The organism is Lacinutrix sp. Hel_I_90, from assembly GCF_000934685.1.
GTDB lineage: Bacteria > Bacteroidota > Bacteroidia > Flavobacteriales > Flavobacteriaceae > Lacinutrix.
The window spans coordinates 2,269,926-2,295,818 of sequence record NZ_JYNQ01000001.1 but is presented as its reverse complement, the minus strand read 5'-3'; the positions used below and the strand labels follow the sequence as shown (position 1 = coordinate 2,295,818).

Here is a 25,893-nt window from a genome sequence, read left to right as displayed (position 1 = left end):
ATTCTTTTTAATACCGTTGCAAAGGTAGTTATTACGATTAAATTAAGCGTTGTGATTTGTAACCATCACTTTATTAATTACAATATAAAATAATAAAGTTGCTGTAATACTTAATAATAAACCGCCTCCAAAGAAGCTGGTCAAAAATAGAATAATGACCAGTCTTGTTTTTAAGTTATTTGATTCTTTAAGGAAGTGATTTCTAAGAAGGTAAACATAAAAAAACACTCCTGATATGCCTAAAAATATATAAAGGTCGACAACCTCAAATTCTACTTTATATTTATTAAAATCGACGCCTCCAAACACGTAATTCGCGATATTCCAATTTTCTCTTATATGAGAAATTGCTAATTTCAACAGTTGATCTCTATTGGATGTTATGGTTGACAGAAAACCATTTTCTATATAAACTCTGGACCAAAAAGGAGAAGAACCAAATATAAAAGTCGCAATTTGGGTTCTAAAAAACAGAACTACAAGAGATGAAAACAGTATCAATACCCTAAATATTTTCTTGTGATTAGTTTCATATACTAAGTGTGCACATAATAATAAGCAAACAAATAAAAACATTTTTTTTTGCCCTAACAATAGTATTACTATTATAAAAAGAAGTGTTTTAAGAAAATGAGTCCTACTTTTTTTAAGTACCCAGAAATAATAATTATAAATAATTGCAATACAATATATAAAGGCGGCTTCTTCTGGTTTAGAAAACAAGCCAGCATACCCAAATCTTGCGGTATACTCGTAGGATTTAAATACATCAACCCCAAATAATATTCCTATAGAAATCGCAAGGCAGTTAAAAAATAAAAGTCCTTCAAGGTACTTATATGCTTTGCGGTATGATTGTATTGACGGATTTATAGTGTTTAGGAAAAGGATAAAAATTAAAATGTAGATGTACCTATTAAAAAAATAAATATTCCCGGTAGAAATATGATAACTAAAATCATAAGCGTTAGAATAGCCTAATAATTGACTAGCAATAAATACTAGAAACAGCCCTAACACTACTTTATGTAACTTACTAAGTGATTTAAAGTTATATACTATTACAGCGACCATAATTATTTCAAAAAACAATTTAAAGTATCCAGAATATCTATAAAAAGGAGACAGGGAAAGTTTATAAACCATACTAGTAATAAAATCACTTACAAGTAAGCTTATTATTAAAAATGGAAGGATATGACCTGTATAATCTTTAATTTTTTGCACTAGCGTAATTTAATTTTTATTCCTTTTTGCAACCACACCCAAGTAAGCACGAAAAAGAAGAAACCGTAACCTAAAAGGGACCTTGCCAAACTAGCTTGAGACAAATAATATGCAAAAACAAAGCAAAATATTATAAAAACAATATTAACGACATTTTTTTCTAATTTATCTAAAAAAGTATCTAAAATAGATAAGAAAGCGCCAAGCATTACACTCCCAATAACAAGGCCATAATAACCAAAAGCGCCATAAAAATCCATAATAGATGATATAGCTAACGACCCGCCTTTTTTATTAGAGGAAAAGTAATCGAAAAGTATGCGACTGTCTAAAAACACATCATAACCAAAAATCTTACTTAATGTTCCAATATTACTTATACCATAATGCGCATCAACATTTGGAAAATAATGCACATAAAAAAATGCAGGAATAGATAATCTACCAAAAATTCTAGTTAAAGATACTTCTGTTAATTTTTTTATAGCTTCGAACACATTTTGAAACTCGTATTTAGTAGAAGAATAATACAATAACATTAAGAGGGAGAACAGTGCTACCCCAATTAAAATAAAACGTCTTCGTGTTGCTTTCTTGCTTCTAACCTTTTTTATTTTCTTAACTATTGCATGCCTTTTAAATATAAAACCGGCTATGGCTAAACACATTAAAAACAAAATTAAAGGGCGCTTTTGAAACAATAACAAAATCAATATTATGGAAGTAAAAAGTAAAGTGTAAAATATAAATTTGTTTAAAAGACTTTTACTATTAATTGATATGTAGAGTGATATAATGGTTAGAAAAGGTAATAAATTATACGTTATAATTACATACAAATAATTTGAGGTTATGCTTCGCCTTGAGATTAATAGAGCGTCAGGGCTTCTACCTATTAAGCCGTCAAAAATCCCAGTAATAAGAGTGTTTCTTTTAATCAAAATATAAAACAACAAAAAAACACTAATACAGAAAAGAATAAAATAGTAATTAGATTTACTCAAATTATTAGTGATTGGTCCATCTATTTTTAAAAGATTAATACATTTTATTTTACCATGGATAAGCATTAAAACGAAGGAATAGGAATACAAAACTAATAAGAGCCCTATTAAGGCGATGCACTGTGTTTTAATTATTTGAGTATCGGTTATAAGATGTAATCTAAAGGTCCAAAAAGTTTCTATAACCAACGTTTTAACAAATGGAAAAATTAATATCCCGGATATAGAAAAAATAGTTGTTGCTATAAAAAAAACACTAAAGACATTCCATTTAAAAATGAGCTTTCTAAATAGATAAATATGTAAAAATAAAATAAATATTAGTATATATGTTATTCCCATTTAATGGTTTTTGTTGCTGTAAGGTAGAGTAAATAGTTAAAGGTCGCGAAAAAAGTAACCCCCCATTGTCTACTTAATATATTCTCTGTAAAACAACTGCCTAAAATTAGTGTTAAAAAACAAAAGTATACATAATTATTTAGTTTAACCGATTGGTATAGCGCGTAACTAAACACACCTAAAAAGATTAATAAGCCCACTACACCAAAGCGCAACAAGTAATCTAAATATTGATTATGCACATTAGTATTTGTTTTAAGACCTTCACTTTTATACTTGCTAATTAAAACATTGTTTGCGTCACCTGTTCCCAGTCCAATAACAATATTGTTTTTAATTAATGGCAAGGCCGATTTCCATATTATCGGTCTTGTTTCTCTTTCTTTCTGGTTAGAATTACTTAACTCCTCTACGCGATCTAAGATTCTATTTAAAGGCAGATCAAACTTGGTTATCGTAAAGTAGCCAAGACCCATAACTATTGTAGCAAAAAAAACTAACATCTTAATTCTTTTTTGAAGAATTAACAAATAAACTAATGAGGGAATTATTATTAAACCATTTAGTATTATGGCTGTTTTAGCAACCATTTGCATTAAGAATAAGGATTGAAAAACAATTAATAGTAACAGTAAAATACTGTGATAATTCTTTTTTGTGGTTTTTAAAAAAGAAACAATTAAAATATTAGACATTATTATATAAATGCCCAAATAGGCATTATGTATGTCTATTAATTTTGTTAATTCTGCCCCTGTATATCTAAAGGATAAAAACAACTCTAGGTCTAAAGGAAAGATAGCACTCTGATAGAAAAAACGGTATACTGTGTAAGCTTCAAATACGACTAGAAAAATAAAAATAGAAATGCAATATGTTTTAAATAACAATTTCACTCTATTTATGTTATAGCTAGCATAAAAAATAGGGAACAATACTAAACTAATTTGCCTTGTAATAACGGCAAATCCTTTGTCTAAATTTTCAGTATAAAAAAGCCCAAAAAAGTTGAGACTAAAAAGAGCCATTAACATCCAAAAAAAAGGGGTAGTTTTTAACCTAAACTCGCGCTTTTTAAACACTAAAAATAACTGTGCTATAAATAAACCTAAAATAAATTTTGGATTCCATTTCTCTAATGGAAATGTACACAGCACTCCAATTAACAAAAGAAAAACTAGGTCAACATCTTTAAAATAGTCTTTATATTTAGCTCTAATTGCTGTCATTTATTTCCCTAAAAAGACTTCCATTGCTATATAATCATTATCTCCCAAGTAAGCATCTTTAGGTAAAGCTGTAAACGCCTCTTTAATATCTTTATTATCTACCAATTGTGAGACAGCCTCTTCAATAGCATTTTCTTCTTTATAATTAATTGCTACTCCTATGTTATCTTTTTCTACCAATTCGGCTAAGTATGTGTCCTTACTGCATATTAAGGGCACTTTATAATACATACATTCGTATAACTTATTAGGTAGTGCTAACTTATTATTTAACGAGACTTGATCCGTATCATACACCAAATAAATAATATCTAGTGACTTATATATCTTTTCAGCATCTGTAAACGCATTATAAGGGCCAAAATAAGTTATGTTATCATATTTCAAAGCATAATCTTCAACTATGTTTTGGTGTTGTCCTTTTCCATGAATATGAATAGCTACCGTTTCGCTGTTTTTATAAGTTTCAAAGAGTTTTATATATTCATTTTTCCTTAATAATAAACCTACTATTCCTATGATCGTTATTTTGTTTTTTATAGGTTCAGTTATTTTATTTACTTTAATTTCTTTTGATAACAATTTGTTTTCTAATACAAAAACCTCCTTATTAAAAAACGTACTAAAGTGATACTCATAATACTTTTTTGAAGTTACTATCAGTTTATCTATATACTTATTATACAATCTTTTTTCTAAACTTCTCATGCGTTTTGCTGATGCGGTTTCGCTAAAAACAAATTCGCGTAAGTCCGAAATTTCAATGGTTACTTTTGCGGTTTTTTTCTTAAAAATAGTCGCGGCGTTATATAATAACAACACATCTATATTATTAATCAAAAGCACTTCAAAATTAGTTACTTTAAAGAGTTGTTTCAGTTTTTTAATGGTTTTTAAATAAACCCCTATTCGCTTGATGGGCCGCGATGCATTGGGGATTTCACCTAAATCATGAATGACCACGTTACGGTCTATAGACTCGTTTAAATTGGCTAGAGTTTTCCGTTTAAAAAATAATAACGTCACGGTATTGTTCTTTGCCAAATAGTTTATTTGTTTAATAAACCGTGGATTTGGCTGGTGTGAGATAAAGAATAATATGTTCATTTTTAAGTGATCTTTCGTTTTAATAAGACATTAATTGCCTCTTTTATAAATAAAGGCTTAGCTTTAAATAGCACTGCAGCGTATAGAATTGCAGAAAGCAAACTACATAATACAAAACCAATTAAATTATTAAAATATTGGTTGGCGATGTAATTCGCTATAAATAGAAAAACACCTAGAAGGATTAGGATTTCGAATCTAAAATATTGATTCCCAAAAAAATCTTTTCGGCACCAAATAACAGTTGTTATTCCCAAAGAAACAAAGGCTATAGCCAAAGAAATGGATAAGGACAATAAGGTGTCATAATAGCGTCTCAACACTAAAAATAATATCACATGTAATGCTATTGCAAGCACTAAGGAGTATAAATTATATGGTTTAAAATATTTAATTTCGATAATGCCTTTTAAGCCTTGAAAAAACGCATAAGGTATGAGTCCAAAAGCAATAAAGCCAAAGGCGTATAATACGTCAGTTATCGTTTCTGGATTTGTTAACCAATACCTCAGTAAAACATCTAACCAAGTAGATAATAGGACCACAAATAACAAAGTAAGGTAAACAATTGCGCCAGTCATCAAATTAATAGCTTGTTGCTGTTTTTTAATGACATTATCATTTCCAATGATTACAGATGATAATTTAGAAACTGGTTGTAAAACTACTAAAACCATTCTTGCTAAAACTAAAGCAATAAGAAAGGAGGCAATTACTGTATTCTCTTTAGAGATTAATAGGGATCCAATGGTAAGTAAAAACATGTCTGAAAATGTAATTAGCGCCCGAGGAATACTATAGGTATAAAATGGTTTCCATTCTTGTTTTAGTTCCTTTATTGATGGTATCTTATAAAGTTTTAATTTAACAATAATATATAGCATAAGCACTATTTGTAATACAGACATCACAAATAATGCACTATATAAAATAGATTCTAAATTTGGTTTTTTAGAAAAATAATAGAATACAAAAAGTAGAATAACACTGGCATTTAATGTACTTATCAAATTATAAGTAATTATTTTCCGCTGTGTTAAAAAATACGGCTGAACTAAATAACTTAAATGTAAAACAGCGATATACCACAAGGTTAATTGCATATACATTTTGCTGTTTTCATTTTCGTTATAAGTAATATTTCCAAGATATTCTCCCAGAAAATAATAAAGCCCAATTAAAATGAGAACACTTACAAACCAACCTAAAAATGAAATCAAGAAATAAACTTTCTTTTTTTCTAAATTGTTTTTGTTTACGCTTACAAATCGAATAATAGCTTGCGAAGTACCTAACTGACTTAAATTGGTGAATGTTGCACTAACCCTACGCATTAGTAAAAAAACACCTAGCGCTACTGCGCTAAGCATGAACTCTGCCTCTTTTATGAGCCACATATTAAACAACACGTTTAATACTGAAAATGCAGTACTAAAAAATAAGTCACGACTTAGTTTGTTCATTTATTCATTTGTTATGTTGAAGTAGAGCACAATATTATTAGTGACTTTTGTTTTTAAAACAGCCCTCTTTGCTATTACTTTGGAACCATAATTAGGGCTTAAATAATAATCATCAAGAGCTACTTCAGTCTCTGGGTCAAATGTAATAAGATATTGCTTCTTCTCTACTTTTACAACTATACTTTTATTTTGAACAGTAAGATTAACATGGGCAGCGAAATGCAGACTTCTAGTGATTTCATGTTTGGAGTTACAAAACACCTCGTCTTCACAAAGTATCTCATTAAAATCTTTTGCAATAGTAAACGTGCGTTTGTGTTTTACTGGGCTTTCTAATCTTTGGTAGCCATTGTGCTCTCCCGAAATTGTAGTAGAATTTTCGTTTTCATCACAACTAACTTTTTGCGGCTCAGCCATGTTACTAATGCCCCATTCACCAATTTGTGGTGCAATTTCTTCATTGTCTACAACTAAACCATTATGATACGATGACGATTTCATCTCGCTTTTAAGATCTAAATTTCCAGTATACGTGTAGCAACCAGGATCTACTATAATATCCTGTCCATCAAGCATTAGTTCAAAACTAAACAAATCGTTATGCCCATGACCCCCTTTTCCATTCATACCAACTTCACCATAATCCGCTATAAAATAATCTGATTTGGTTTTAGCTGAAATAAAGCCGCCTTTTTCAAAGTAATTTAGCTGAAATGCTACGTTTTTTGTTGATGAAGTAATGCTGTTAATTCCGAAGCATTCCATTGAAGAATGATATGCCTCATTTGAAATATTTAAACGTTCATCTTCTAAAAACAAACTTGCCAATTGTAGCATGTTTGAATGATTGTTTAAAGACAAGTTATCATTTTGAAATACCGAAGCACTATCATTATCGCCAATAATTGGCGTTTCTAAATTGGGTTTTGTTATGCTTTTAATAAAACTATTCGCACTTTTAAAAATAGTTAGTGTTTCTGTTTCTAATTTAACACCTGTTCGTTTCATTACTAAAAACGAAATAAAAAACAACTCTACAACTAATCTGTGATACGGTATTGATTTTTCGAAATTTACACCATCTTTTAAAAACTGTAAATGAAACTCTTTTTCGGTTTTAGAAATGGCATAATGATACCATTCCTTTGCTTCTTTATAAAACCCTTTAAACACTTTCCCTAATAATAAAAGTGCTGTTACGTTTGCAGCGTAGTGGTTACCACGAACATCAGTGTATTCAACAGTTCGCCATAAAAAAACGCCTTGAAGTAACAATACTTCATTTAACAAATTAATGGTCTTATCTGTTTCTGGGCTAAGTAATAATAACTCTCGTAATTGTATTAAGTTTACTGTACGCACAGCAACTTCCATGGGATACCAATTTACAGAATGTGCCATTGGGTTTTTGGTTTTCCAGTCTTGCAAAGTGGTGTTTACAAACGCTAAATACTTGGCATCATTATTTATTAAATAGGCTCTAGCAACAGTGATTAAAAAACTAAGCCTAGATAATTCCCATGGAAATTTAACATCGAATTCCTTTTCCTTATTGGGTTTATAAAAACGATACCCCTTAAAATACTTGTTTTCCCAAGTTTCATTAGCTCTCCAATCTACATTCCATTGTAATGGAAATGTAAATTGATAGTCTACATCAAAAACGCTAATTGTACCTTCTAAGATACGATTAGCCTTATCTAATGTAATGTTGTTTAAAACTGAAGTTAATTCGTTATAACCATTAAAAGTGTCATGAAACAAATTGCTTTTAGTTTTAAAAGCAGTTCCTTTAGACACTTTAGTCGCTATTTGTTTTTCGACCTTAGACCAAAACTGAGTCTTAAAGTAATATTTAAGTTTTAATAATTGCTTAAAACGATACCATACTACTGGGATAGGTTTAGATACTACTGTTTCAATATTCATTTTTTGAACATTAATTATCCTGAATCAAAAAAGTAGCTTGTGTTGTTTCTACCATGTTATCAAAATCTATAGCCCATTTATTATTGGCGATAGCATCATAAAAATGAACCAACTCTTCGTATTGTCCTTTTTCAGGTGTTTTAGAATTAATGTCTTTTACCTTTACGCCGTAACCTGTAAGCTTAGTAAAATCATCCATAATAATGGTTTTTTCATCATAATGTACTTCTAAATTCTCTTTTTGATACCCTTTATTTCCAACAGCAAAATATTGCAAGTTAGCCACCGAGCCATCCTTGTATTTTAATAAAACAGAGACATTATCGTCTGCTCTAATCTGACTGTTTTTTGGCGAGAGTTTTTCAACACTAACAGAAACAATACTAGAATCTGTTAGAAAAGAAATCAAATCTATAAAGTGACATACTTCGCCTACAACACGTCCACCATGTTCGTGCAAAGCATCAGTCGCTGGTCTAAAACCTGCATTAATTCTATAACTAACGTATAATGGATTTGTACGTGTATCTGTATGTGTTTTTATTTCTTGAGCGTATTTACTAAAACGTCTGTTAAAACCGGTAAGTAACATTGGCTTTTTAGCAATGCTCTCATCATTATAAAACGCAATAATTTTATCAAGATCTTCTTGTGTTGTGGCTAACGGTTTTTCAACAAAAACATGTTTTCCTGCTTGTAAAGATTGTAAAACCAATGAAGCATGATCTTTGTGTTGCGTAGTAACAAAAACTAAATCTACATTATCATCTACTAAAACATCGTTAATCTCTGAGGTTGTATATTTTGCATCAAAATGAGTAGCAACCGTTTTACTTTTATGCCCCGTTCTATTAACTACCGCATATAAAGCATACTTGTCTTTCATTTTTTGCATGTTTGGCAAATGCATGGCAGTCGCAAAACTACCTGCACCAACAAGTGCAACGTTTAACGCTGAATTTGGTTTTGTATAATTTGTGTTTACTGCAACTTTATTATCTGTTGGTACTTCTGTAGTCGTATCATAAGACAATAACACAATAATTGGCTTTTCTAGGCTTTGTAGAGATGCGTAAGCTTCTTCTACTTCTTCAATTGGATATACTTTGCTTATTAGTGGTTGTAAATTAACCTTACCTTCATGAAGCATCTTTAGATACTCTGTCATGTTTCGGTTTTCTGTCCAACGCACATAAGCATAAGGATAGTCGTTACCATTATCTTCATAACTTCTATCGTATCGTCCAGGGCCATAAGAGGTAGACACTAAGAAATCTAGTTCTTTTTGGTAAATGTCTTCTCGTTTAATTTCCATTCCAGAGACACCAACTAAAATAACCCGTCCTTTTTTCTTACAGGCTTTAAAAGCTTCAGATAAAGGTTCACTGCTTCCTGTAGCTGCTGTAAAAATTACAGCATCTGCTCCAAAACCACCTGTAAAACTAGTAATGGTTTTTACAACATCCCCTTTTGTGGGATTGATAATTAAATCGGCTCCAAGTTCTTCGGCAATCTTTAATCTGTCGTCATTAATATCTGTTACAATAGTACGAACGCCAGAGTTTTTTAAATATTGAACCGTTAATAAACCTAAGATCCCCGCGCCAATAACTACTGCATATTCTCCCAATCGTAAATCTGCTCGACGCACACCTTGTAAGGCAATACCGCCTAATGTTACCGTTGATGCTAGTTTTAAATCTAAACCTTCTGGCACTTTCATGACTAAATTTTGTGGCACAACCACAAATTCTGCGTGATTAGCAATACCTGCTCCAGCAGCAGCTACTTTATCGCCAACTTGAAACTTAGATACACCTTCGCCAACAGCAATTACAATACCTGAATTTGAATAACCTGTTGGCGTCCCATACTTTACTTTTTGCTGCACTTTAGAGAACGCTCTAGAAATGCCTTGAGCCTTTGCCATGGCAATGACCTTTTTAAGGTTTTCGGGTTGTTTAATGGCTCTTATTAAAAGATTCTCACCACTATTTCCAACACTTTTAAGTTCTGTTCCTGCCGAAATACAACTATGCGATACACTAATTAAAACTTCTCCTGCAGATAAGATTGGTGCCGAAACTTCTTCTGCAACTACTTTTCCTTTTTTTATTATGGCTTGTAACATTCTTAATTTAAATTTTCTATTATATATTTTGCTAATACTTCATGTGATTGTGCGTCAAAATGCAAAACATCTATTTAGCCTTTAACCCTTGCTTTGGTCTAGACAACAAAATTGGATTTATTTAAAACAAAAGAGTTCGTCTTTATTCATTTATTTGTAACGAATGAATTTTAACCTTTAATACTAAGTCTAGTAACTACAAAAATATTAAGATTCGAAAAAAATCATTTAAAATGATACTTATTTAGGTAAGTCGATATTTCTTATGGTTAACATTTTATCATTTTCTACTCCTTTGTCTGAATAAAAATAAAATTTTATTTGCTCATGCTTTTTTGGCAATAATGTAAATTCTTGAGAAATTACTGGTTCGTTGTCCAATATCATAATCTTACAAAGAGCAGGAATTTGTCTTGATTTTCTGTCTTGATATAATTTTTCTTTAAATAATTTTGGGTTTTCTGCGTAAAATACTGCTGAGACCTTTAATGTTTCCAGACGCTCCAGATTAGTTTTTTCATTTAAACCGTAAATTAATTGATAGTTATCTCCTCCTTTAGACTGTAATGCGATGTAATTAACTTTGATATCTTCTGCAAACTCAAAGCCATTTTCAAAAATATAATTCAGTTGCGACGGAGCACCTTCTAATGCAGGATAAATTGCGGCTGTCGCTTCTTCAACTATAGGAGTGGTCTCTTCATTAACCGTTTCCTGTTTAGCTTCATTTTTACATGAAATAACCACTATAAATAGTACTAATAATAAAATATTTTTCATTTTTCCTTAATTTATTGATTCGTAACGTTACAAAAATCTAACACTAATTTATTAGACTTTAGTGTTTTAAATTGATCATGAGCAACTAAGTAAACAATAATATCGGCGTCATTTAGTGCTTGATCTATAGAAAATATTTCTAAAGTTTTATGCGACTCAATATTTGGTTCAACCGCTAAAATACTTAAAGTCGTATTTTGGAGTGCTGTAACCACATTTAGTGCTGGAGACTCTCTTAAGTCGTCTATATTTGGCTTAAAAGCTAAGCCCATGGCTGCAATTTTAGGCTTCTTACCATTATCTAATTCAAATTGCAAAGCTGTATTTTTAATTTTTTCAATAACCCATTCTGTTTTGTAGTTATTGATTTCTCTTGCAATACGAATAATTTTAGCCTGCTCAGGAAACTCACTAACTATAAACCATGGATCTACAGCAATACAATGCCCACCAACACCTGTTCCCGGTTGTAATATATTAACTCTAGGGTGTTTATTTGCTAACCTTATTAGCTCCCAAACATTTATTCCTGCTTCATCACAAATCATAGAAAGTTCATTAGCAAAAGCAATTTGCGCATCTCTTGAAGAGTTTTCAACTAATTTACACATTTCAGCAGTTTTAGCATTGGTTTTATGTAATTCTCCTTTTACAAAATGCTTGTAAAACCAAACTGCTTTTTCTGTTGATTCTTCATTAATTCCCCCAATAGCTCTATCGTTATGCTCTAGCTCGTATATAACATTTCCAGGCAATACACGCTCTGGACAGTAGGCCATGAATATTTTTCCTTTAAGTTCTGGTCTTTCAGAAAAAATAACCGCTTCCATTTTTTCAGTGGTACCTACTGGGCTGGTTGACTCTATAATAACTAAGACCCCTTCTTTAAGCGTGGGTAAAATAGCACGTGTAGCAGATTCTACATAAGATATATCGGGTTCATGATCGCCCTTAAAGGGTGTCGGGACCGCAATTAAGTACACATCTGCTTCAACAGGAGTGGTACTCGCCGTTAAAAACTTGTCTTTTACCACATGATGCACTAAACCGTCTAAATCAGGTTCAATAATGTGAATTTCTCCCTTGTTAATCGTATCTACTACATGTTGATGAATATCAACACCAGTGACTTTAATGTTTCTACTCGCTATCAATGCGGCTGTAGGCAAACCAATGTAGCCTAAGCCCACCATTACAACGTTTGGTTTATTACTCATATTTATAAATTAGAAATGAAACTTACTATTTTCTGACAAGCGGTACCATCTCCATAAGGATTATGTAATTTGCTCATTTTTAAATAGGCAGATTCATTATTCAGTAAATTATTTGTTTCTTTTACTATTTTATCTTTGTCTGTTCCTACTAAAAAAACCGTTCCCGCATCAACTGCTTCTGGTCTTTCTGTAGTATCACGCATTACCAAAACAGGTTTCCCTAAACTAGGTGCTTCTTCTTGCACACCACCACTATCAGTAATAATAAGATGCGATTTATTCATTAACCATACAAATGCAGGATAGGACAATGGATCAATAAGTTTTACATTTTCAATACCCGCTAAAAGTTCATATACTGGCTTTTGAACATTTGGATTTAAATGTACTGGGTAAATGATTTGAACATTATTGTTTTCTTCTGCTATCTCCTTTAAAGCACTACAAATATTAATAAATCCTTGCCCATGATTTTCACGTCTATGACCAGTAACGAGTATTATTTTTTTTGAATCATCAACCATATTCTTTAGCTTTTCAACCTCATTATCTGAGTATAGTGCTGACGTTACTTTTCCTGAGCTAAAGTCTAATGCATCGATAACAGTATTACCAGTAACAAGAATGTTTTCTTCTGAAATATTTTCGTTTAGTAAATTCTGTTTTGAAGTGGTAGTTGGAGCAAAGTGGTAATCTGATATGCTCCCAGCAATACTTCTATTCACTTCTTCTGGAAACGGAGACCGTTTGTTAAATGTCCTTAAACCTGCCTCGACATGACACACTTTTGCTCCAGAATAAAATGAAGCTATACTTGCCGCCATTGTCGTGGTTGTATCACCATGAACGTATACATAGTCTGGTTTAAATTCCTCTAAAATTGGTTTTAAATTTGTTATAATATCTGCGGTAAGCGAATAAAGGTTTTGATTTGGTTTCATTAAATCCAAATCGTAATCTGGTTTAATTTCAAAAAACGTCAATACTTGATCTAACATTTCTCTATGCTGAGCTGTTATACAAACTTTAGTTTCAAATTCATTTTTGCTTTTAAGAAACTCCTTAACCAATGGTGCCATTTTTATAGCTTCTGGTCTGGTACCGAATATAATAAGGTTTTTTTTCATTTTTTATAGAGGCTAAGCATGCTATTAATATCGTGCTTTTTTTCGGTTGCAAAAGTAGTATTTTAAATGGACAATCGTAATTTAATGATGGATAAAGTTATTCCAATTATACTTTCAGTCGGTTCAATACTCTAATAATTGTATTATGAGGCTTTTGAGTTAAACAACTGAAATATTGTGTTTTAAGCTTGCATCACTTTAACCATTTTCTCTAAACTTTCTTCCCAAGCAGGAATTTCTATCCCGAAAGTATTCATAATCTTTGTTTTGTCCAATATACTATATTTTGGACGCTCAGCTTTTGTTCTAAACTGACTAGAGTCTACTGGGTTAACCTTAATTTTAGTATGGGTCATTTCAAATATGGCTTTAGCGAATTCAAACCAAGTAGCATGGCCTAAATTACTGTAATGATAAACGCCATAGGAAGATGCATTCGAATTAATAATTTTTAAAATTACGCCAGCCAAGTCATGTGCATTTGTAGGTGTTCCTTTTTGGTCATTTACGATACTCAGTTCTTTTCTGCCTTTCGCTAATTTAAGCATGGTTTTAACGAAATTACTACCATGCACTGAATACAACCATGAGGTTCTAATAATGAAATAATTTTTTAAATGTATAGCAATTTCTTTTTCTCCAGCGAGTTTACTCGCGCCGTACACCCCTAAAGGGTTTTCTTTATCCTCTTCCTTATACGGCATCGTACTTTTTCCATCAAAAACAAAGTCTGTTGAAATGTGTATTAAAGTCACCTGATGCTTTTTACAAGACTCCGCTAAAAATTTAACACCAAGCGTATTAATTTTATAGGCTAATTCTTTTTCATCCTCTGCCTTATCAACCGCAGTGTATGCAGCACAATTGATGCAATAATCAAACGGCGTACTTTTAAATAGTGTTTCTACTTGTTTGGCACTTGAAACATCCAATGCTTTACTATCTAAAAACAAAAAATCTAACCCTGGATACGCGTTAGATAGTTCTTGTATGCACAATCCTAATTGACCTTTGGCTCCTAAGACTACAACTCTTTTCATTTAAACAATTCATTAATAGTAGGAAGTACTTTATCTTTTTCTGAAACAATAAGTTGTTCTGGCTTAAGTTGCCAATCTATGTTCAGGTCTTTATCATCGTAAATAACCCCATTTTCTGATGCTTTATTGTAGCCATTATCGCATTTATAATTAAACACTGCTGTTTCACTTAGTACAATATACCCGTGGGCAAAGCCTCTAGGGACAAATAATTGCTTTTTATTTTCTGAAGATAATTCTACGGCGATATGTTTTAAGAAGGTTTCCGACTTGGGTCTTAAATCTACAGCAACATCGATTACTGTTCCTTGTGTTACTCTAACTAATTTTGCTTGTGCATGCTCACCTTCTTGAAAATGAAGCCCCCTTAGCGCCCCTTTATTAGAAAACGCCTCATTATCCTGGATAAAATTTACTGTTTCACCGATAAGTGATTCAAATCGCTTTTTATTATAACTTTCAAAAAAGTAGCCTCTTTCATCACCAAAAATAGTTGGTTCCAAAATGTAGCAGCCTTTAAGACTTGTTTCTTTTGCTTGCATTTACTCTTGATTTACTAAACTAATTAAATGCTCCCCGTAACCGCTTTTAAGTAGTGGGGTCGCCAAATCTAATAGTTGTTTTTTAGAAACAAAACCGCTACTATAGGCGGCTTCTTCTATTGCGCCAATTTTTAAACCTTGACGCTCTTCAATAACTTGCACAAACTGAGAGGCTTGCATGAGTGAGTTAAAGGTGCCCGTATCTAACCAAGCCGTTCCTTTATCTAATATAGAAACTTTTAATCTGCCTTGTTTTAAATATTCTTTATTAACATCTGTTATTTCGAGCTCACCCCGATCGCTTGGTTTGATGTTTTTGGCTATTTCAATAACAGAATTATCGTAAAAATAAATCCCTGGCACAGCGTAATTTGATTTTGGTTTTTCTGGTTTTTCTTCAATAGCTAATGCTTTTCCATCCTTATCGAAATTGACCACACCATAGCGCTCTGGATCCGTTACGTGATACGCATAAACAATACCTCCTTCTGGATCATTATTAGATTTTAAAAGCTCGGACAAGCCTGTACCGTAGAAAATATTGTCGCCTAAAATTAGTGCAACCTTATCTTTACCAACAAAATCTGCCCCAATAATAAAGGCTTCTGCAAGCCCGTTAGGCGCCTCCTGCACAGCGTATTGAAAGTTACAGCCTAGATGACTTCCGTCTCCTAATAGTGCTTTAAAAAGCGGTAAATGTTCTGGTGTAGAAATGATTAATATTTCGTTTATTCCGGCATGCATTAACGTAGATAATGGATAATAAATCATCGGTTTATCATAAATAGGCATCAACTGCTTACTTAGCACTTTTGTTAATGGGTGTAATCTTGTTCCTGAACCTCCTGCTAATATGATTCCTTTCATCTGGATAGTTTATTGTTCTTTGTTAGTTACAGGTTGCTTCCAATTAGAAATTACCTTAGGAAAAGACTTTCGATTCGGAAGGCCTATTAACTATTGTATTTTTCTAAATACCAATCGATGGTTTTTCGTATTCCTGATTCGAAGTCTTCATCGGCTTTCCAACCGAGTTCCTTTTCAATTTTTGAAGCATCTATAGCGTACCTAAAATCATGCCCTGCCCTATCCTGCACAAAGGTTATTTGTTCTTTATAGGATGCTGAAGCTGGTTTCAATTCATCTAAAATAGAACAGATGGCATCTACAATATAAAGATTATTTCTTTCGTTTCTACCGCCAATGTTATAAGTTTCTCCCGAGTTTCCTGTTTTAAATACTAAATCAATGCCTTTGCAATGGTCTAATACATATAACCAGTCTCTAATATTTGTTCCATCGCCATAGATAGGAATTGCTTCTCCTGAAATAGCTTTTCTTATAATTGTAGGAATAAGCTTTTCATCGTGCTGTTTCGGGCCATAATTGTTAGAGCAATTTGTTGTGACTACGTTCATTCCATAGGTATGAAAATAACTTCTAACGATAAAATCTGAAGCTGCTTTTGAAGCGCTATATGGGCTATTAGGTGCGTAAGGCGTGTCTTCACTAAACAATCCTGTTTCACCTAAAGTGCCATACACCTCATCTGTAGATATGTGATGAAATCTGGCCTGCTCAAACCCTTTTTTACATTCATTAGGGCCATACATCCAATGGTTTTTTGCCACATCCAATAAATTGAAGGTTCCTGTAATGTTGGTGTCGATAAAAGCCCCTGGGTTTTTAATTGAATTATCTACATGAGACTCCGCTGCAAAATGAATAACACCATCAAAATTATACTCATTGAATAAATTCTCTATTAAGTTTCTATCGCATATATCTCCTTTTATAAAAGTATAATTTACATTACTCTTAATATCCTCAACATTAGAAAGCGCACCTGCATAAGTTAGATTATCTAAATTTATAAGGTTATACTCAGGATATTTATTGATGAAATAGTGAATAAAATTTGATCCTATAAATCCAAGTCCTCCTGTTATAAGTATAGTCATTTAAAAGTTAATTAGATTTCTCACGTTTTTTTAGAAATTTCCCCAAGCCTATAAAAAGGAATATAAAGAGTAATAAGCCTATAGCTAGTATCGGTATTTGAACTTTTTTTTCTTGATACCATTCGCTCATATCATATCCAGAAGAAGGGAAATCAGAAATTACAGATATAATATTCTCTCCCTTTACCATATTAGTAATGACTGCTCTTCTCTCTTCTTCTAATTCTAATTTGGTCTTTAACAAGCTAGCCTCATCAACTAGTAATTCGTTTTTTTGAGCATTTCCTAAATATAGATTAGTCCCTGATCCTGGAGTCCCTAGTTTACCTGACTGATCGGATCTAATTTGTAAATACACCTCAACTAAAGAATCTATTTTGTTTTGTTGCGCCGCTAAGGTTTCTTCTTCTCTTTTAAAATTCTCTTGACCTACTTCTTTTAATTTAATTAGATAGGGGTTTTCTGATAAAAAAGTAGGTAGGGTTTTATTTAACTTAGTATATATTTTTTTATTAGTAGAGGCAACTCCAATCTGATGATTTTTGAAATTAAATTTACTAACACTTGCTAAAAAAGACTCATATTCCAATTCTTTCCTCGCTGTAGAATCCAACTCCTTTTTAAAATCAATAAACATTTTCATACTAGTACTTGGATCTCTCTCTGGTTGAATATAAAACCCTTTAAGAGAAGCTGCATCACTGCTATCAAGCCCTAATACTCTTGCTAACTCAATGGCGTCTTTATCTACACCGGCTAATTCGTTTAAATTTTTAATATTTTCATATACCTGAAACCCTGAGTTATAATTGGTTTCAATAAACATGTTGGCGCCATAACGTTTTTCAGATGTTTTGTCTAAATAAACACCAATGACAAAACCTAAAACCAGAGCCCCTAAATACCATATGACTCGTTTATAAAAGTGGGATAAGATGAAGATGAAGGCATCAAAAAGCACTTTAAATATAGAGGCTATAAAGTTAAACAACTTAGAAAATGCGTTTCCAATAAGATTAAAAAACACAACTAAATCTACTTCCTCATTTGTGTTTTTATTTGGTGGTAATTCTTTACTCATAAGTCTTGTTAATTTTTAACTAAAAATTTGTTGTAATATTTTTCTTGTTATTAAATAAGTTGGTCTCACGCCAGACGTTCCCAATCCACCTGAGGCTAATGTACTTCCCGTTTCTAAAGGATTATCACTAGCATAATACGCATACCGCACTTTTACGTCTGGATTAATGCTACCTCTTACTCTTGAAGCGGCTTGTATGGCCTTTTGATAATGTGCTCCTTCCATTTCGAGTCCAATAACGTTCCATGTAGAGTTAAAAAAGAACTTTAAAATATCTTTGTTTTGAAGTGATGTTCCCAACACAGAAACCATTGTGCCTTCATAAATATCAACACCTTGCCCTTCTAAATCTGCTTTACTTAATTCGTTTTTAAACGGGTAATTATCTGCAGTCCCTTCAAAAATATGTGCAGAAGGTATCATAATATCTCCTTTACCTCCTTCTAAGATCCCTGCTTTTCCCATTATGGAAATAGATTCGATATTGAGGTGTATCTTATTGTTTTTAGACCCGTAGGGCTTTAACAGTTCGTCTATGGTTTCATACGCTTGCTCTCCAAACGCATAATCCATAACAAAAATAACTGGTTTCTCAACTTCTTTTTTAGAGGTGTCAAGCCCTAAATCTGTTTTACTTAAATCCAGTTTTTCTGTGTCAAAAATTTGAACGTCAATGTTTGTCCCAGAGGTATCTGGAACAAAAATCATGCCTTGCTGTAACGCTTTTTGTGTTACTTTATTGCGCATTTCAGCATTTTCAGAACTACTAAGCGCTTCATACACTTGAAAAATGTCTTTCTTCGTTGCTAAATTTTTGAGTGCTTGCGGCGCATATAACGTATTCATCACACTATGTAGGTTCGCACTTATAATATGAATGGGTCTGGTTAATAAATTGTTTTTTTGTAGTACTTCCTTTATATTATCTGCCCACACTTCTCCGTGAATGTGATGGCCTAATCTTTCGCGCAATACGGGACTAAAAGTGACTGTGCGCTTATTGTTATTTATAATTTCATCAATGGCCAATTTTCCTAACCAGTAGATAATTTGTAATAACCGCTCTGGATGTTTAGGCGTGGCAAAGAGCACATAGGCTTCTGATAATTCTTTAAACGTTCGTCCTAAAATATTTGCGGTATGCGTAATCGCTATTTCGCGTTCCTTTTGTGTAAGCTTGTTTTTGTTTAAAACAGCATCTTCAAGTTTCAACCAATCGCGGGTTGTAGTTCCTTTCTCATCTATAATAATGCGTTTACTAATTTTATGAGATTCAATAAATAGGAACGTTAAATGTGTTAAAATATCGTAAATTTCTGAGCGCCCACGCGTAATTTCAATATTCATTTGCTCTTCATCAATACGATAGCAATTACGTCTCCTCTTAGGAGGAATAATAGGTTCAAAATGAGAGTTTGTATAACCCTCATCGCTGGTTAAGTTAATAAAGCGACACTCCTCTATACCCGTTGGCAGTCTATCAATAACGTAAAGCAAGCCTTCCAACTCCGCTTTTTCTTCTGAAATAGAGCCATAAATCTCTGGGCGCAAAACCAGTAAAGCCTCACGTAAGGTCTCCCCTGAAATTCCCATTGGTTTATAAAACCCACGATTAAAAAGATGTCGCATAGTTATGTACATTCTTTCTATAGCATTTGAACTCTCTTGTGCTCGCGTTCTTTCGTGTCGTTTTATATTACTCATTTAGTCCTTTTAACTGGCAAATATACTATTATTTACTGATAATTTCTGTAATTAACGCATCTGCAATTTTACGATCGTTTGCCAATCTTGGTATTTTATTTTGTCCGCCTAATTTACCTACCGCTTTCATAAAATTTTGGAATCCGTTTTTTCTAACAACAGAAATTTTTAGTGGCTGTAGGACTTTACCAACTATTAAATCCAGATAGTAACTGTTTTGCTTTTGTAAGGCCTGATCTATTTTTTGCGCTAAAGCGGAAAGGCTTTCCGGCTCGTTTTCAAATTCGATAAACCATTCATGATATGGCAAACCCGATTCTGGATTAATTTGAGGCGCCACTGTAAATTCATTAATTCTTACTAAAGAGCCTTCCGTTGCAGTTTTTAAAGCAGATTCCACTTCTTTTCCAATAACGTGCTCACCAAAAGCAGAAATGAAGTGTTTAATGCGGCCCGAAACGATAATACGATAGGGTTTTGTGCTAGTAAACTGTATGGTATCTCCAAGGTTATAGGCCCATAGACCAGCATTGGTTGAAATAATCATGACGTAATTTACACCTATAGCAACCTCTGCTAAGGTCATACGTTTTGGTTTTTTATCAAAAAACTCATCGGCTTTTACAAACTCATAAAACATGCCTGAATCTAACAGTAATAGCATGCCTTTTACATTTTGTTTGTCTTGAAAGGCAAAAAAACCCTCACTTGCAGGATAGAGCTCAATACTATCCACCTTTCTACCTATTAGGTTTTCGAATTTTGCTCTGTAAGGCTCGTAATTAACACCTCCAAAAATAAAAAGGTTGAAATTCTTAAAAATATCGCCTACTTTTTTACCTGTTCTCTTCTGAAGTTTTTCAAAATACATTTGTACCCAGGATGGAATACCAGAAATAATGGTCATGTTTTCATTTAGGGTTTCTTCAACAATAGCATCAACTTTAGTTTCCCAATCTTCTATACAATTAGTCTCCCAAGACGGCAGCCGGTTTTTTTGAAGGTATTTTGGTATGTAGTGTGCCACAATACCAGAAAGTCGTCCTAATTGCACACCATTTTCTTCTTTTAGAACAGGGCTGCCTTGAAGGAAAATCATTTTGCCATCTACAAATTTTGAATGGCCTGTTTCATGAATGTAAAGTAAAATTGCATTTCGTGCAGCGTTCACATGATTTGGCATGCTTTCGCTAGTAATAGGAATATATTTTGCACCAGAAGTCGTGCCTGAGGTTTTAGCAAAATATAAGGGTTTACCTTTCCAAAGAATATTTTGTTCACCAGCGACAACACGCTCTACATAAGGTTTTAATGCTTCGTAATCACGAATGGGTACTTGTTCTACGAAATCTTTATAAGTGTGAATACTATTAAACTTATGATCTTTACCAAATTGCGTTTCTGCGGCTTCAGAAATTAACTTTCGAAATACATTTTCTTGAGTTTCAATAGGATTATTAGCCCATTTTTCTATTTTTTTGTATATATAAAGTGCAAATGGTTTGGCAAAAAAAGACTTCAGTGACATATTATTTAAAATCTATAAAATTAGTAGGATTTACAGGGTAACCGTCACTCCAAAGTTCAAAATGCAAATGGGTTCCCGTGGTGAGTTCGCCAGTATTTCCTGCGGTCGCAATGACCTCGCCTGCTTTTACTAAATCTCCTTGAGCCTTTGTCAAAGAGGCGTTGTGTTTATACACCGAAATTAAACCATGGCTATGCTCAATTAATATCACGAAACCTGTTTGGGCAGTCCATTCTGAGAAAATAACAGTGCCATCTGCCGTGGCTTTTATAGGGGTGTTTTTAGCCACTATAATATCTACCGCATAATGCTTTTCTTTAACATTGTACGCTTCACTAATTTCACCATTAACTGGTGGAAAAAGCACAAAATTTATTTTAGACCTTGCTGAATCAAACAGGCTATATTTATCTTCCTTATCTACCATAGCCCTTAAAATAGAATCTTCCTTTATAGGATTTAAATCAATCTCATTTAAATCAATACTAGCCGCATCTATAATTGAATCTCTATTAATTTCTACACTACTTACTTCTCCTTTTAATACTTTTTTAATAGAAGCGTAGTATCTATCATTATTCGTTAGGATTTGTTGTAATGAATCTGTTTTATAATTGAGTTCAAGTGCTTGTTTTTTTAAAGCAGTAGAGGAATATCCAGGTATATATTCTCGCAATGACGTGAAGGCAATAAGCAAAACAGTAAAGCCTACTAATATAATAGAAGAAATACCTAACAAAATAAAAACATTTAGTCGCGTTAGTTTTAAAGCCAAGCGTTCTTCGAAGGTGTCTTCATTGAGAATTACCAAACGGTATTTATGAAGTAACTTTTTAGATATTTTTTTAGATTTATTTTTTTCCATAATCAAATATTGACAAATATAAACAAGGCATTTTTGTAAAGCATTTTAAAAATAATATTTTTTAATTCCTCACTTTAAAATTTACAATTAATATTCTGTTTTTGAACTGTTTATAACGATTATAGACAACCCGATTTTATAAAAGTGAGGACGCTTGCCTTGTATTTGTTCTTTATTATATGTTGCTTTGACTCAAATACTCAAGCACATGTTACATTTATTAATTAGAGTTTCATTCATAATAACTCTTAATAAAAAAGACATATTATTATTAACTTATTAATGGTCTAAAAATTATGAATGAAAATAATATTTTCCCTGAAGATATTCTTCACAATACTGTAGAATATCATATCGCCAAACATAGTAAAAAAACAAATCTCATTTTTTGGATTATATTTTTGGCCCTCTTATGCACTATAACAGCACTTCCCTTTGTTGAAGTAGATATTTATACGACCAGTCGTGGTGTCATTACCTCTCATGAAAGGCCTGTTTCTCTTTTTGCTCCTGTAAGCGGAAGAATAACCTATTTCAATCTTATTGAAAACAAATCGGTTTTAAAAGGAGACACTTTGCTTATCATAAACCAAAGAATGTTAGACGAACGCGACCATCTTATCGATTCTCAAAAGGAGGACATTGAAGATTTTATAGTAGACTTAAATTATTTAATTAAAGGCAAGTATACTCTTATTAAAACGAATCAATACCAGAAGGAATATAACCAATTTCAGCAGCAACTCTTTAATATAAATACAATAATAAAAAACACCCAAGCAGAATATGATAGATCTAATTCCTTATATAAAAGTGGTGTTATTGCGAAAGCAGAATACGAGCGTGCGCTACTGGATTTGAATAAATTGAAAAATGACAGGACTAATATTATTAAACAATCTCAATTAACTTGGCAAAATCAACTTACAGACTATAAGCGTGCACTAGAAGATTTAGAATCGAATAAAAAACAGATTAAGGAAGAAAAAGAGATGTATGTTTTAATTGCGCCTATAGATGGTGAACTCATAGACGTACAAGGCTATAATGAAGGTAGTTTTTTAAATCCCGGAAGTACGCTTGCCAATATTTCTCCTAGTAAAAACTTAGAAATAGAATCCTTTTTATCACCCTCTGACATTGGCTATATCAAAGAAGGTATTACTGCAAAATATCAAGTAGATTCCTATAACTCTAACCAATGGGGGTTTGCCACCGGGAAAATTACTGAAGTTGGTAAAGATTTAGTTCAAGTAAATAACACCAGTGGTTTTAAAGTGCGCAGTTCCTTAAATGAAACCTATTTATCATTAGTAAATGGTGCTCAAGGCCAGTTAAAAAAAGGAATGACATTAACCAGTAGATTCTTCTTAATCCGAAGAAGTCTTTACGATTTATTATTTGACAGTATAGACGATTGGTTTAACCCTTACAACCCTACAAATGAGTAAAATAGAAATAAAACAACATGATTTTAGCGACTGTGGTGCAGCTTGTTTAGCTTCTATTTCAGAACATTACAAACTAAGCCTCCCTATTTCAAGAATTAGACAATATGCGAGTACAAACCAAAAGGGGACAACACTTTTAGGTTTAAGAGAAGCAGCAATAAAACTTGATTTTATTGCAAAAGGAGTTAAGGCTTCTATGGATAGCTTAGAGGAAATTCCGCTTCCTGCTATCGCCCATGTTATGATTAAACTCGAAGAACATGAGTTTCCGCATTATATGGTGATTTATAAAGTAACTAAGACTTATGTTAAGGTCATGGATCCTGCTTCTGGTAAACTAGAAAAGAAAAGCAGAGCAGAATTCGAAAAAATCTTTACTGGTTATATGCTTATTCTTATACCAGATGAAGATATTTTTAAAGAACGAAACGAAAAGTTCTCTAATCTTAAACGTATGTCTTTTCTTTTAAACCCGCACAAGCACATTTTAATTCAAGCTTTAATTGGCTCAATTTTATATACTATTCTAGGTTTTTCAGTATCTATTTATATTGAAAAGATTACAGACTTTGTTCTGGTAAGTGGTAACAAAAGCTTACTTAATTTAATGAGTGTTATTGTATTGGTATGTATTGTACTGCAGTTCCTGTTTGGCGCCCTCAAAGATGTATTTATGCTAAAAACAAGTCAACAAATTGATTCCAGACTTATTTTAGGCTACTATAAGCACCTATTTACTATGCCTCAAAAATTCTTTGACACTATGCGAATAGGAGAAATCATGTCTAGAATTGGAGATGCTGTAAAAATTAGATTACTTATTAATGAAACAGCTTTAAATATATTGGTTAACATATTTATTGTTGTCTTTTCATTCATCTTTATGTTTACCTACAATGTAAAATTGGCAGGTATTATAATGCTCATTATTCCTGTATACATTATTATCTACTTCATTGTTAATAAATTAAACAAAAAAGTGGAGCGTGAAGTTATGGAAAAGAATGCTTTACTTGAATCCCAATTAGTTGAATCCATTAAAAACATTGGCACAGTCAAAAGATTGTCTCTCGAAGAATTTACAAAAAACAAAACAGAATTAAAGTTTATAGATTTATTAAAAACCATCTATAAATCTGGTTTAAATAATGTCTTTTCTACGGTTTCAACGGGGTTTGTATCAAGAGTATTTACTATTGTTCTATTGTGGGCAGGAACCTATTACGTGATTGATGGAGAAATTACTCCAGGAGAATTATTCTCTTTTTACTCTATTATTGGATACTTTACAGGCCCAGCCTCTCAGCTTATTGGTACTAATAAATCGATTCAAAACGCCATGATTGCTGCAGATCGATTATTCGGGATTATGGATCTTGAAACGGAAGCTAACGAAGCTAATATAGCTATTAGCGAGCATTCCTTTGGAGACATCCAGTTCGATAGTGTACGTTTTCACTATGAATTGGGCCGAGATATTTTTAAAGACATTAGTTTAACGATTCCTAGAGGTAAGTTTACGGCTTTGGTTGGAGAAAGTGGTAGTGGGAAAAGTACAATTGCTTCACTTATTCAAAATATATACCAGCCTTCTGAAGGTAAAATCCTTATTGGAGATTACGATTTAAAATACATTACCAAAGACAGTATTAATGACTTAGTAACTACTGTTCCTCAAACTGTTGAACTCTTTGATGGTTCAATAATTTCAAACATTGCAATAGGCGAGTACAGTCCAGATATGGAAAAAATCATCAAAGTCTCTAAACAAGTTGGTGCCTATGAGTTTATTGAATCACTACCTAATGGTTTCGAAACCTATTTAGGTGAATTTGGCGCCAACCTTTCAGGGGGTGAAAGACAGCGTATTGCCTTCGCCAGAGCACTTTATAAAGAACCTGAAATACTCATTTTAGATGAAGCCACTTCAGCATTAGATTCAGAATCTGAATTAGTGATTAAAGACCTCATCGATGATTTAGCATCACAAGGAAAAACGATAATAATTATTGCCCACAAACTACAATCTATTGTTAAAGCAGATAAGATCATTGCCATGAAAAAAGGCGAAGTTGTCGAAACTGGAACACATAAAGAGCTTTTAGCCAAAGATGGCTACTACAACAAAATGTGGCAAAATTTTAATGTATAACTAAAAAAAATCC

At 32.5% G+C, this 25,893-nt stretch carries 20 protein-coding genes; 2 read left to right on the top strand and 18 right to left on the bottom strand.

Going from position 1 to position 25,893, the window contains the following annotated elements; translation table 11 throughout:
- Window positions 1-42 precede the first annotated feature (42 nt).
- The 18 genes from GQ46_RS10130 to GQ46_RS10045 form a co-directional block, all read right to left on the bottom strand.
- Entirely contained in the window at window positions 43-1,227 is a 1,185-nt protein-coding gene (locus GQ46_RS10130) for a hypothetical protein (protein ID WP_044401347.1), read from the bottom strand.
- Entirely contained in the window at window positions 1,227-1,895 is a 669-nt protein-coding gene (locus GQ46_RS17740) for a hypothetical protein (protein WP_156133176.1), read from the bottom strand. The genes GQ46_RS10130 and GQ46_RS17740 overlap by 1 nt, the downstream gene beginning before the upstream one ends.
- 668 nt (window positions 1,896-2,563) lie before the next feature.
- Window positions 2,564-3,802, bottom strand: coding sequence for an O-antigen ligase (locus tag GQ46_RS10120; RefSeq protein WP_044401341.1), 1,239 nt, complete (start codon window positions 3,800-3,802; stop codon window positions 2,564-2,566).
- The gene (locus tag GQ46_RS10115; RefSeq protein WP_044401338.1) at window positions 3,803-4,909 is read right to left on the bottom strand and encodes a glycosyltransferase; all 1,107 of its coding nucleotides are present in this window, start codon (window positions 4,907-4,909) and stop codon (window positions 3,803-3,805) included.
- Window positions 4,910-4,911: 2 nt separating this feature from the next.
- A complete protein-coding gene (locus GQ46_RS10110) occupies window positions 4,912-6,372 on the bottom strand; it encodes an oligosaccharide flippase family protein (protein ID WP_044401335.1) in 1,461 nt (486 codons plus the stop codon).
- Window positions 6,373-8,301: an alginate lyase family protein gene (locus GQ46_RS10105; RefSeq protein WP_044401332.1), complete on the bottom strand. Its 1,929-nt coding sequence runs from the start codon at window positions 8,299-8,301 to the stop codon at window positions 6,373-6,375. It abuts the gene before it with no gap.
- A 10-nt stretch (window positions 8,302-8,311) separates the two neighbouring features.
- On the bottom strand, window positions 8,312-10,432 hold the full coding sequence (locus GQ46_RS10100) for a bi-domain-containing oxidoreductase (protein ID WP_044401329.1): 2,121 nt from the start codon (window positions 10,430-10,432) through the stop codon (window positions 8,312-8,314).
- A gap of 240 nt (window positions 10,433-10,672) precedes the next feature.
- Entirely contained in the window at window positions 10,673-11,212 is a 540-nt protein-coding gene (locus tag GQ46_RS10095) for a hypothetical protein (RefSeq protein ID WP_044401326.1), read from the bottom strand.
- Between the two features lie 11 nt (window positions 11,213-11,223).
- Window positions 11,224-12,429 (bottom strand): UDP-N-acetyl-D-mannosamine dehydrogenase, encoded by a 1,206-nt coding sequence (wecC, locus tag GQ46_RS10090; protein ID WP_044401323.1) that lies wholly within the window; start codon window positions 12,427-12,429, stop codon window positions 11,224-11,226.
- Between the two features lie 2 nt (window positions 12,430-12,431).
- A complete protein-coding gene (gene wecB, locus GQ46_RS10085) occupies window positions 12,432-13,556 on the bottom strand; it encodes a non-hydrolyzing UDP-N-acetylglucosamine 2-epimerase (protein WP_044401321.1) in 1,125 nt (374 codons plus the stop codon).
- 182 nt (window positions 13,557-13,738) lie between these two features.
- The gene (rfbD, locus tag GQ46_RS10080; RefSeq protein WP_044401318.1) at window positions 13,739-14,596 is read right to left on the bottom strand and encodes a dTDP-4-dehydrorhamnose reductase; all 858 of its coding nucleotides are present in this window, start codon (window positions 14,594-14,596) and stop codon (window positions 13,739-13,741) included.
- The gene (rfbC, locus tag GQ46_RS10075) at window positions 14,593-15,138 is read right to left on the bottom strand and encodes a dTDP-4-dehydrorhamnose 3,5-epimerase (protein WP_044401315.1); all 546 of its coding nucleotides are present in this window, start codon (window positions 15,136-15,138) and stop codon (window positions 14,593-14,595) included. The genes rfbD and rfbC overlap by 4 nt, the downstream gene beginning before the upstream one ends.
- Entirely contained in the window at window positions 15,139-16,005 is an 867-nt protein-coding gene (gene rfbA / locus GQ46_RS10070; RefSeq protein WP_044401312.1) for a glucose-1-phosphate thymidylyltransferase RfbA, read from the bottom strand.
- Window positions 16,006-16,091: 86 nt separating this feature from the next.
- A complete protein-coding gene (rfbB, locus tag GQ46_RS10065; protein WP_044401309.1) occupies window positions 16,092-17,099 on the bottom strand; it encodes a dTDP-glucose 4,6-dehydratase in 1,008 nt (335 codons plus the stop codon).
- A gap of 7 nt (window positions 17,100-17,106) precedes the next feature.
- On the bottom strand, window positions 17,107-18,180 hold the full coding sequence (locus tag GQ46_RS10060) for a hypothetical protein (RefSeq protein WP_044401306.1): 1,074 nt from the start codon (window positions 18,178-18,180) through the stop codon (window positions 17,107-17,109).
- A 15-nt stretch (window positions 18,181-18,195) separates the two neighbouring features.
- Complete coding sequence (locus GQ46_RS10055) at window positions 18,196-19,884, bottom strand: hypothetical protein (RefSeq protein ID WP_044401304.1); 1,689 nt, start codon at window positions 19,882-19,884, stop codon at window positions 18,196-18,198.
- 28 nt (window positions 19,885-19,912) lie between these two features.
- Window positions 19,913-21,412: a GH3 auxin-responsive promoter family protein gene (locus tag GQ46_RS10050; RefSeq protein ID WP_044401301.1), complete on the bottom strand. Its 1,500-nt coding sequence runs from the start codon at window positions 21,410-21,412 to the stop codon at window positions 19,913-19,915.
- 1 nt (window position 21,413) lies between these two features.
- A complete protein-coding gene (locus GQ46_RS10045; protein WP_044401298.1) occupies window positions 21,414-22,277 on the bottom strand; it encodes a M23 family metallopeptidase in 864 nt (287 codons plus the stop codon).
- 296 nt (window positions 22,278-22,573) lie between these two features.
- Here GQ46_RS10045 and GQ46_RS10040 point away from each other — a divergent pair, with 296 nt between their 5' ends.
- Together GQ46_RS10040 and GQ46_RS10035 are read left to right on the top strand one after the other, a co-directional pair.
- The gene (locus GQ46_RS10040; RefSeq protein WP_052503449.1) at window positions 22,574-23,728 is read left to right on the top strand and encodes an HlyD family secretion protein; all 1,155 of its coding nucleotides are present in this window, start codon (window positions 22,574-22,576) and stop codon (window positions 23,726-23,728) included.
- Complete coding sequence (locus GQ46_RS10035) at window positions 23,721-25,880, top strand: peptidase domain-containing ABC transporter (RefSeq protein ID WP_044401295.1); 2,160 nt, start codon at window positions 23,721-23,723, stop codon at window positions 25,878-25,880. The genes GQ46_RS10040 and GQ46_RS10035 overlap by 8 nt, the downstream gene beginning before the upstream one ends.
- Window positions 25,881-25,893 lie beyond the last annotated feature (13 nt).

Bases quoted from the DNA above. Each gene is read 5' to 3' on its own strand.
- GQ46_RS10050 (WP_044401301.1), bottom strand. From the start codon at position 21,412: ATGTCACTGAAGTCTTTTTTTGCCAAACCATTTGCACTTTATATATAC.
- GQ46_RS10060 (WP_044401306.1), bottom strand. From the start codon at position 18,180: ATGAGTAAAGAATTACCACCAAATAAAAACACAAATGAGGAAGTAGAT.
- GQ46_RS17740 (WP_156133176.1), bottom strand. From the start codon at position 1,895: ATGTGTTTAGCCATAGCCGGTTTTATATTTAAAAGGCATGCAATAGTT.
- GQ46_RS10045 (WP_044401298.1), bottom strand. From the start codon at position 22,277: ATGGAAAAAAATAAATCTAAAAAAATATCTAAAAAGTTACTTCATAAA.
- rfbB (WP_044401309.1), bottom strand. From the start codon at position 17,099: ATGACTATACTTATAACAGGAGGACTTGGATTTATAGGATCAAATTTT.
- GQ46_RS10055 (WP_044401304.1), bottom strand. From the start codon at position 19,884: ATGAGTAATATAAAACGACACGAAAGAACGCGAGCACAAGAGAGTTCA.
- GQ46_RS10100 (WP_044401329.1), bottom strand. From the start codon at position 10,432: ATGTTACAAGCCATAATAAAAAAAGGAAAAGTAGTTGCAGAAGAAGTT.
- GQ46_RS10110 (WP_044401335.1), bottom strand. From the start codon at position 6,372: ATGAACAAACTAAGTCGTGACTTATTTTTTAGTACTGCATTTTCAGTA.
- GQ46_RS10115 (WP_044401338.1), bottom strand. From the start codon at position 4,909: ATGAACATATTATTCTTTATCTCACACCAGCCAAATCCACGGTTTATT.
- wecB (WP_044401321.1), bottom strand. From the start codon at position 13,556: ATGAAAAAAAACCTTATTATATTCGGTACCAGACCAGAAGCTATAAAA.
- GQ46_RS10035 (WP_044401295.1), top strand. From the start codon at position 23,721: ATGAGTAAAATAGAAATAAAACAACATGATTTTAGCGACTGTGGTGCA.
- wecC (WP_044401323.1), bottom strand. From the start codon at position 12,429: ATGAGTAATAAACCAAACGTTGTAATGGTGGGCTTAGGCTACATTGGT.
- rfbD (WP_044401318.1), bottom strand. From the start codon at position 14,596: ATGAAAAGAGTTGTAGTCTTAGGAGCCAAAGGTCAATTAGGATTGTGC.
- GQ46_RS10105 (WP_044401332.1), bottom strand. From the start codon at position 8,301: ATGAATATTGAAACAGTAGTATCTAAACCTATCCCAGTAGTATGGTAT.
- rfbC (WP_044401315.1), bottom strand. From the start codon at position 15,138: ATGCAAGCAAAAGAAACAAGTCTTAAAGGCTGCTACATTTTGGAACCA.
- GQ46_RS10095 (WP_044401326.1), bottom strand. From the start codon at position 11,212: ATGAAAAATATTTTATTATTAGTACTATTTATAGTGGTTATTTCATGT.
- GQ46_RS10120 (WP_044401341.1), bottom strand. From the start codon at position 3,802: ATGACAGCAATTAGAGCTAAATATAAAGACTATTTTAAAGATGTTGAC.
- rfbA (WP_044401312.1), bottom strand. From the start codon at position 16,005: ATGAAAGGAATCATATTAGCAGGAGGTTCAGGAACAAGATTACACCCA.
- GQ46_RS10040 (WP_052503449.1), top strand. From the start codon at position 22,574: ATGAATGAAAATAATATTTTCCCTGAAGATATTCTTCACAATACTGTA.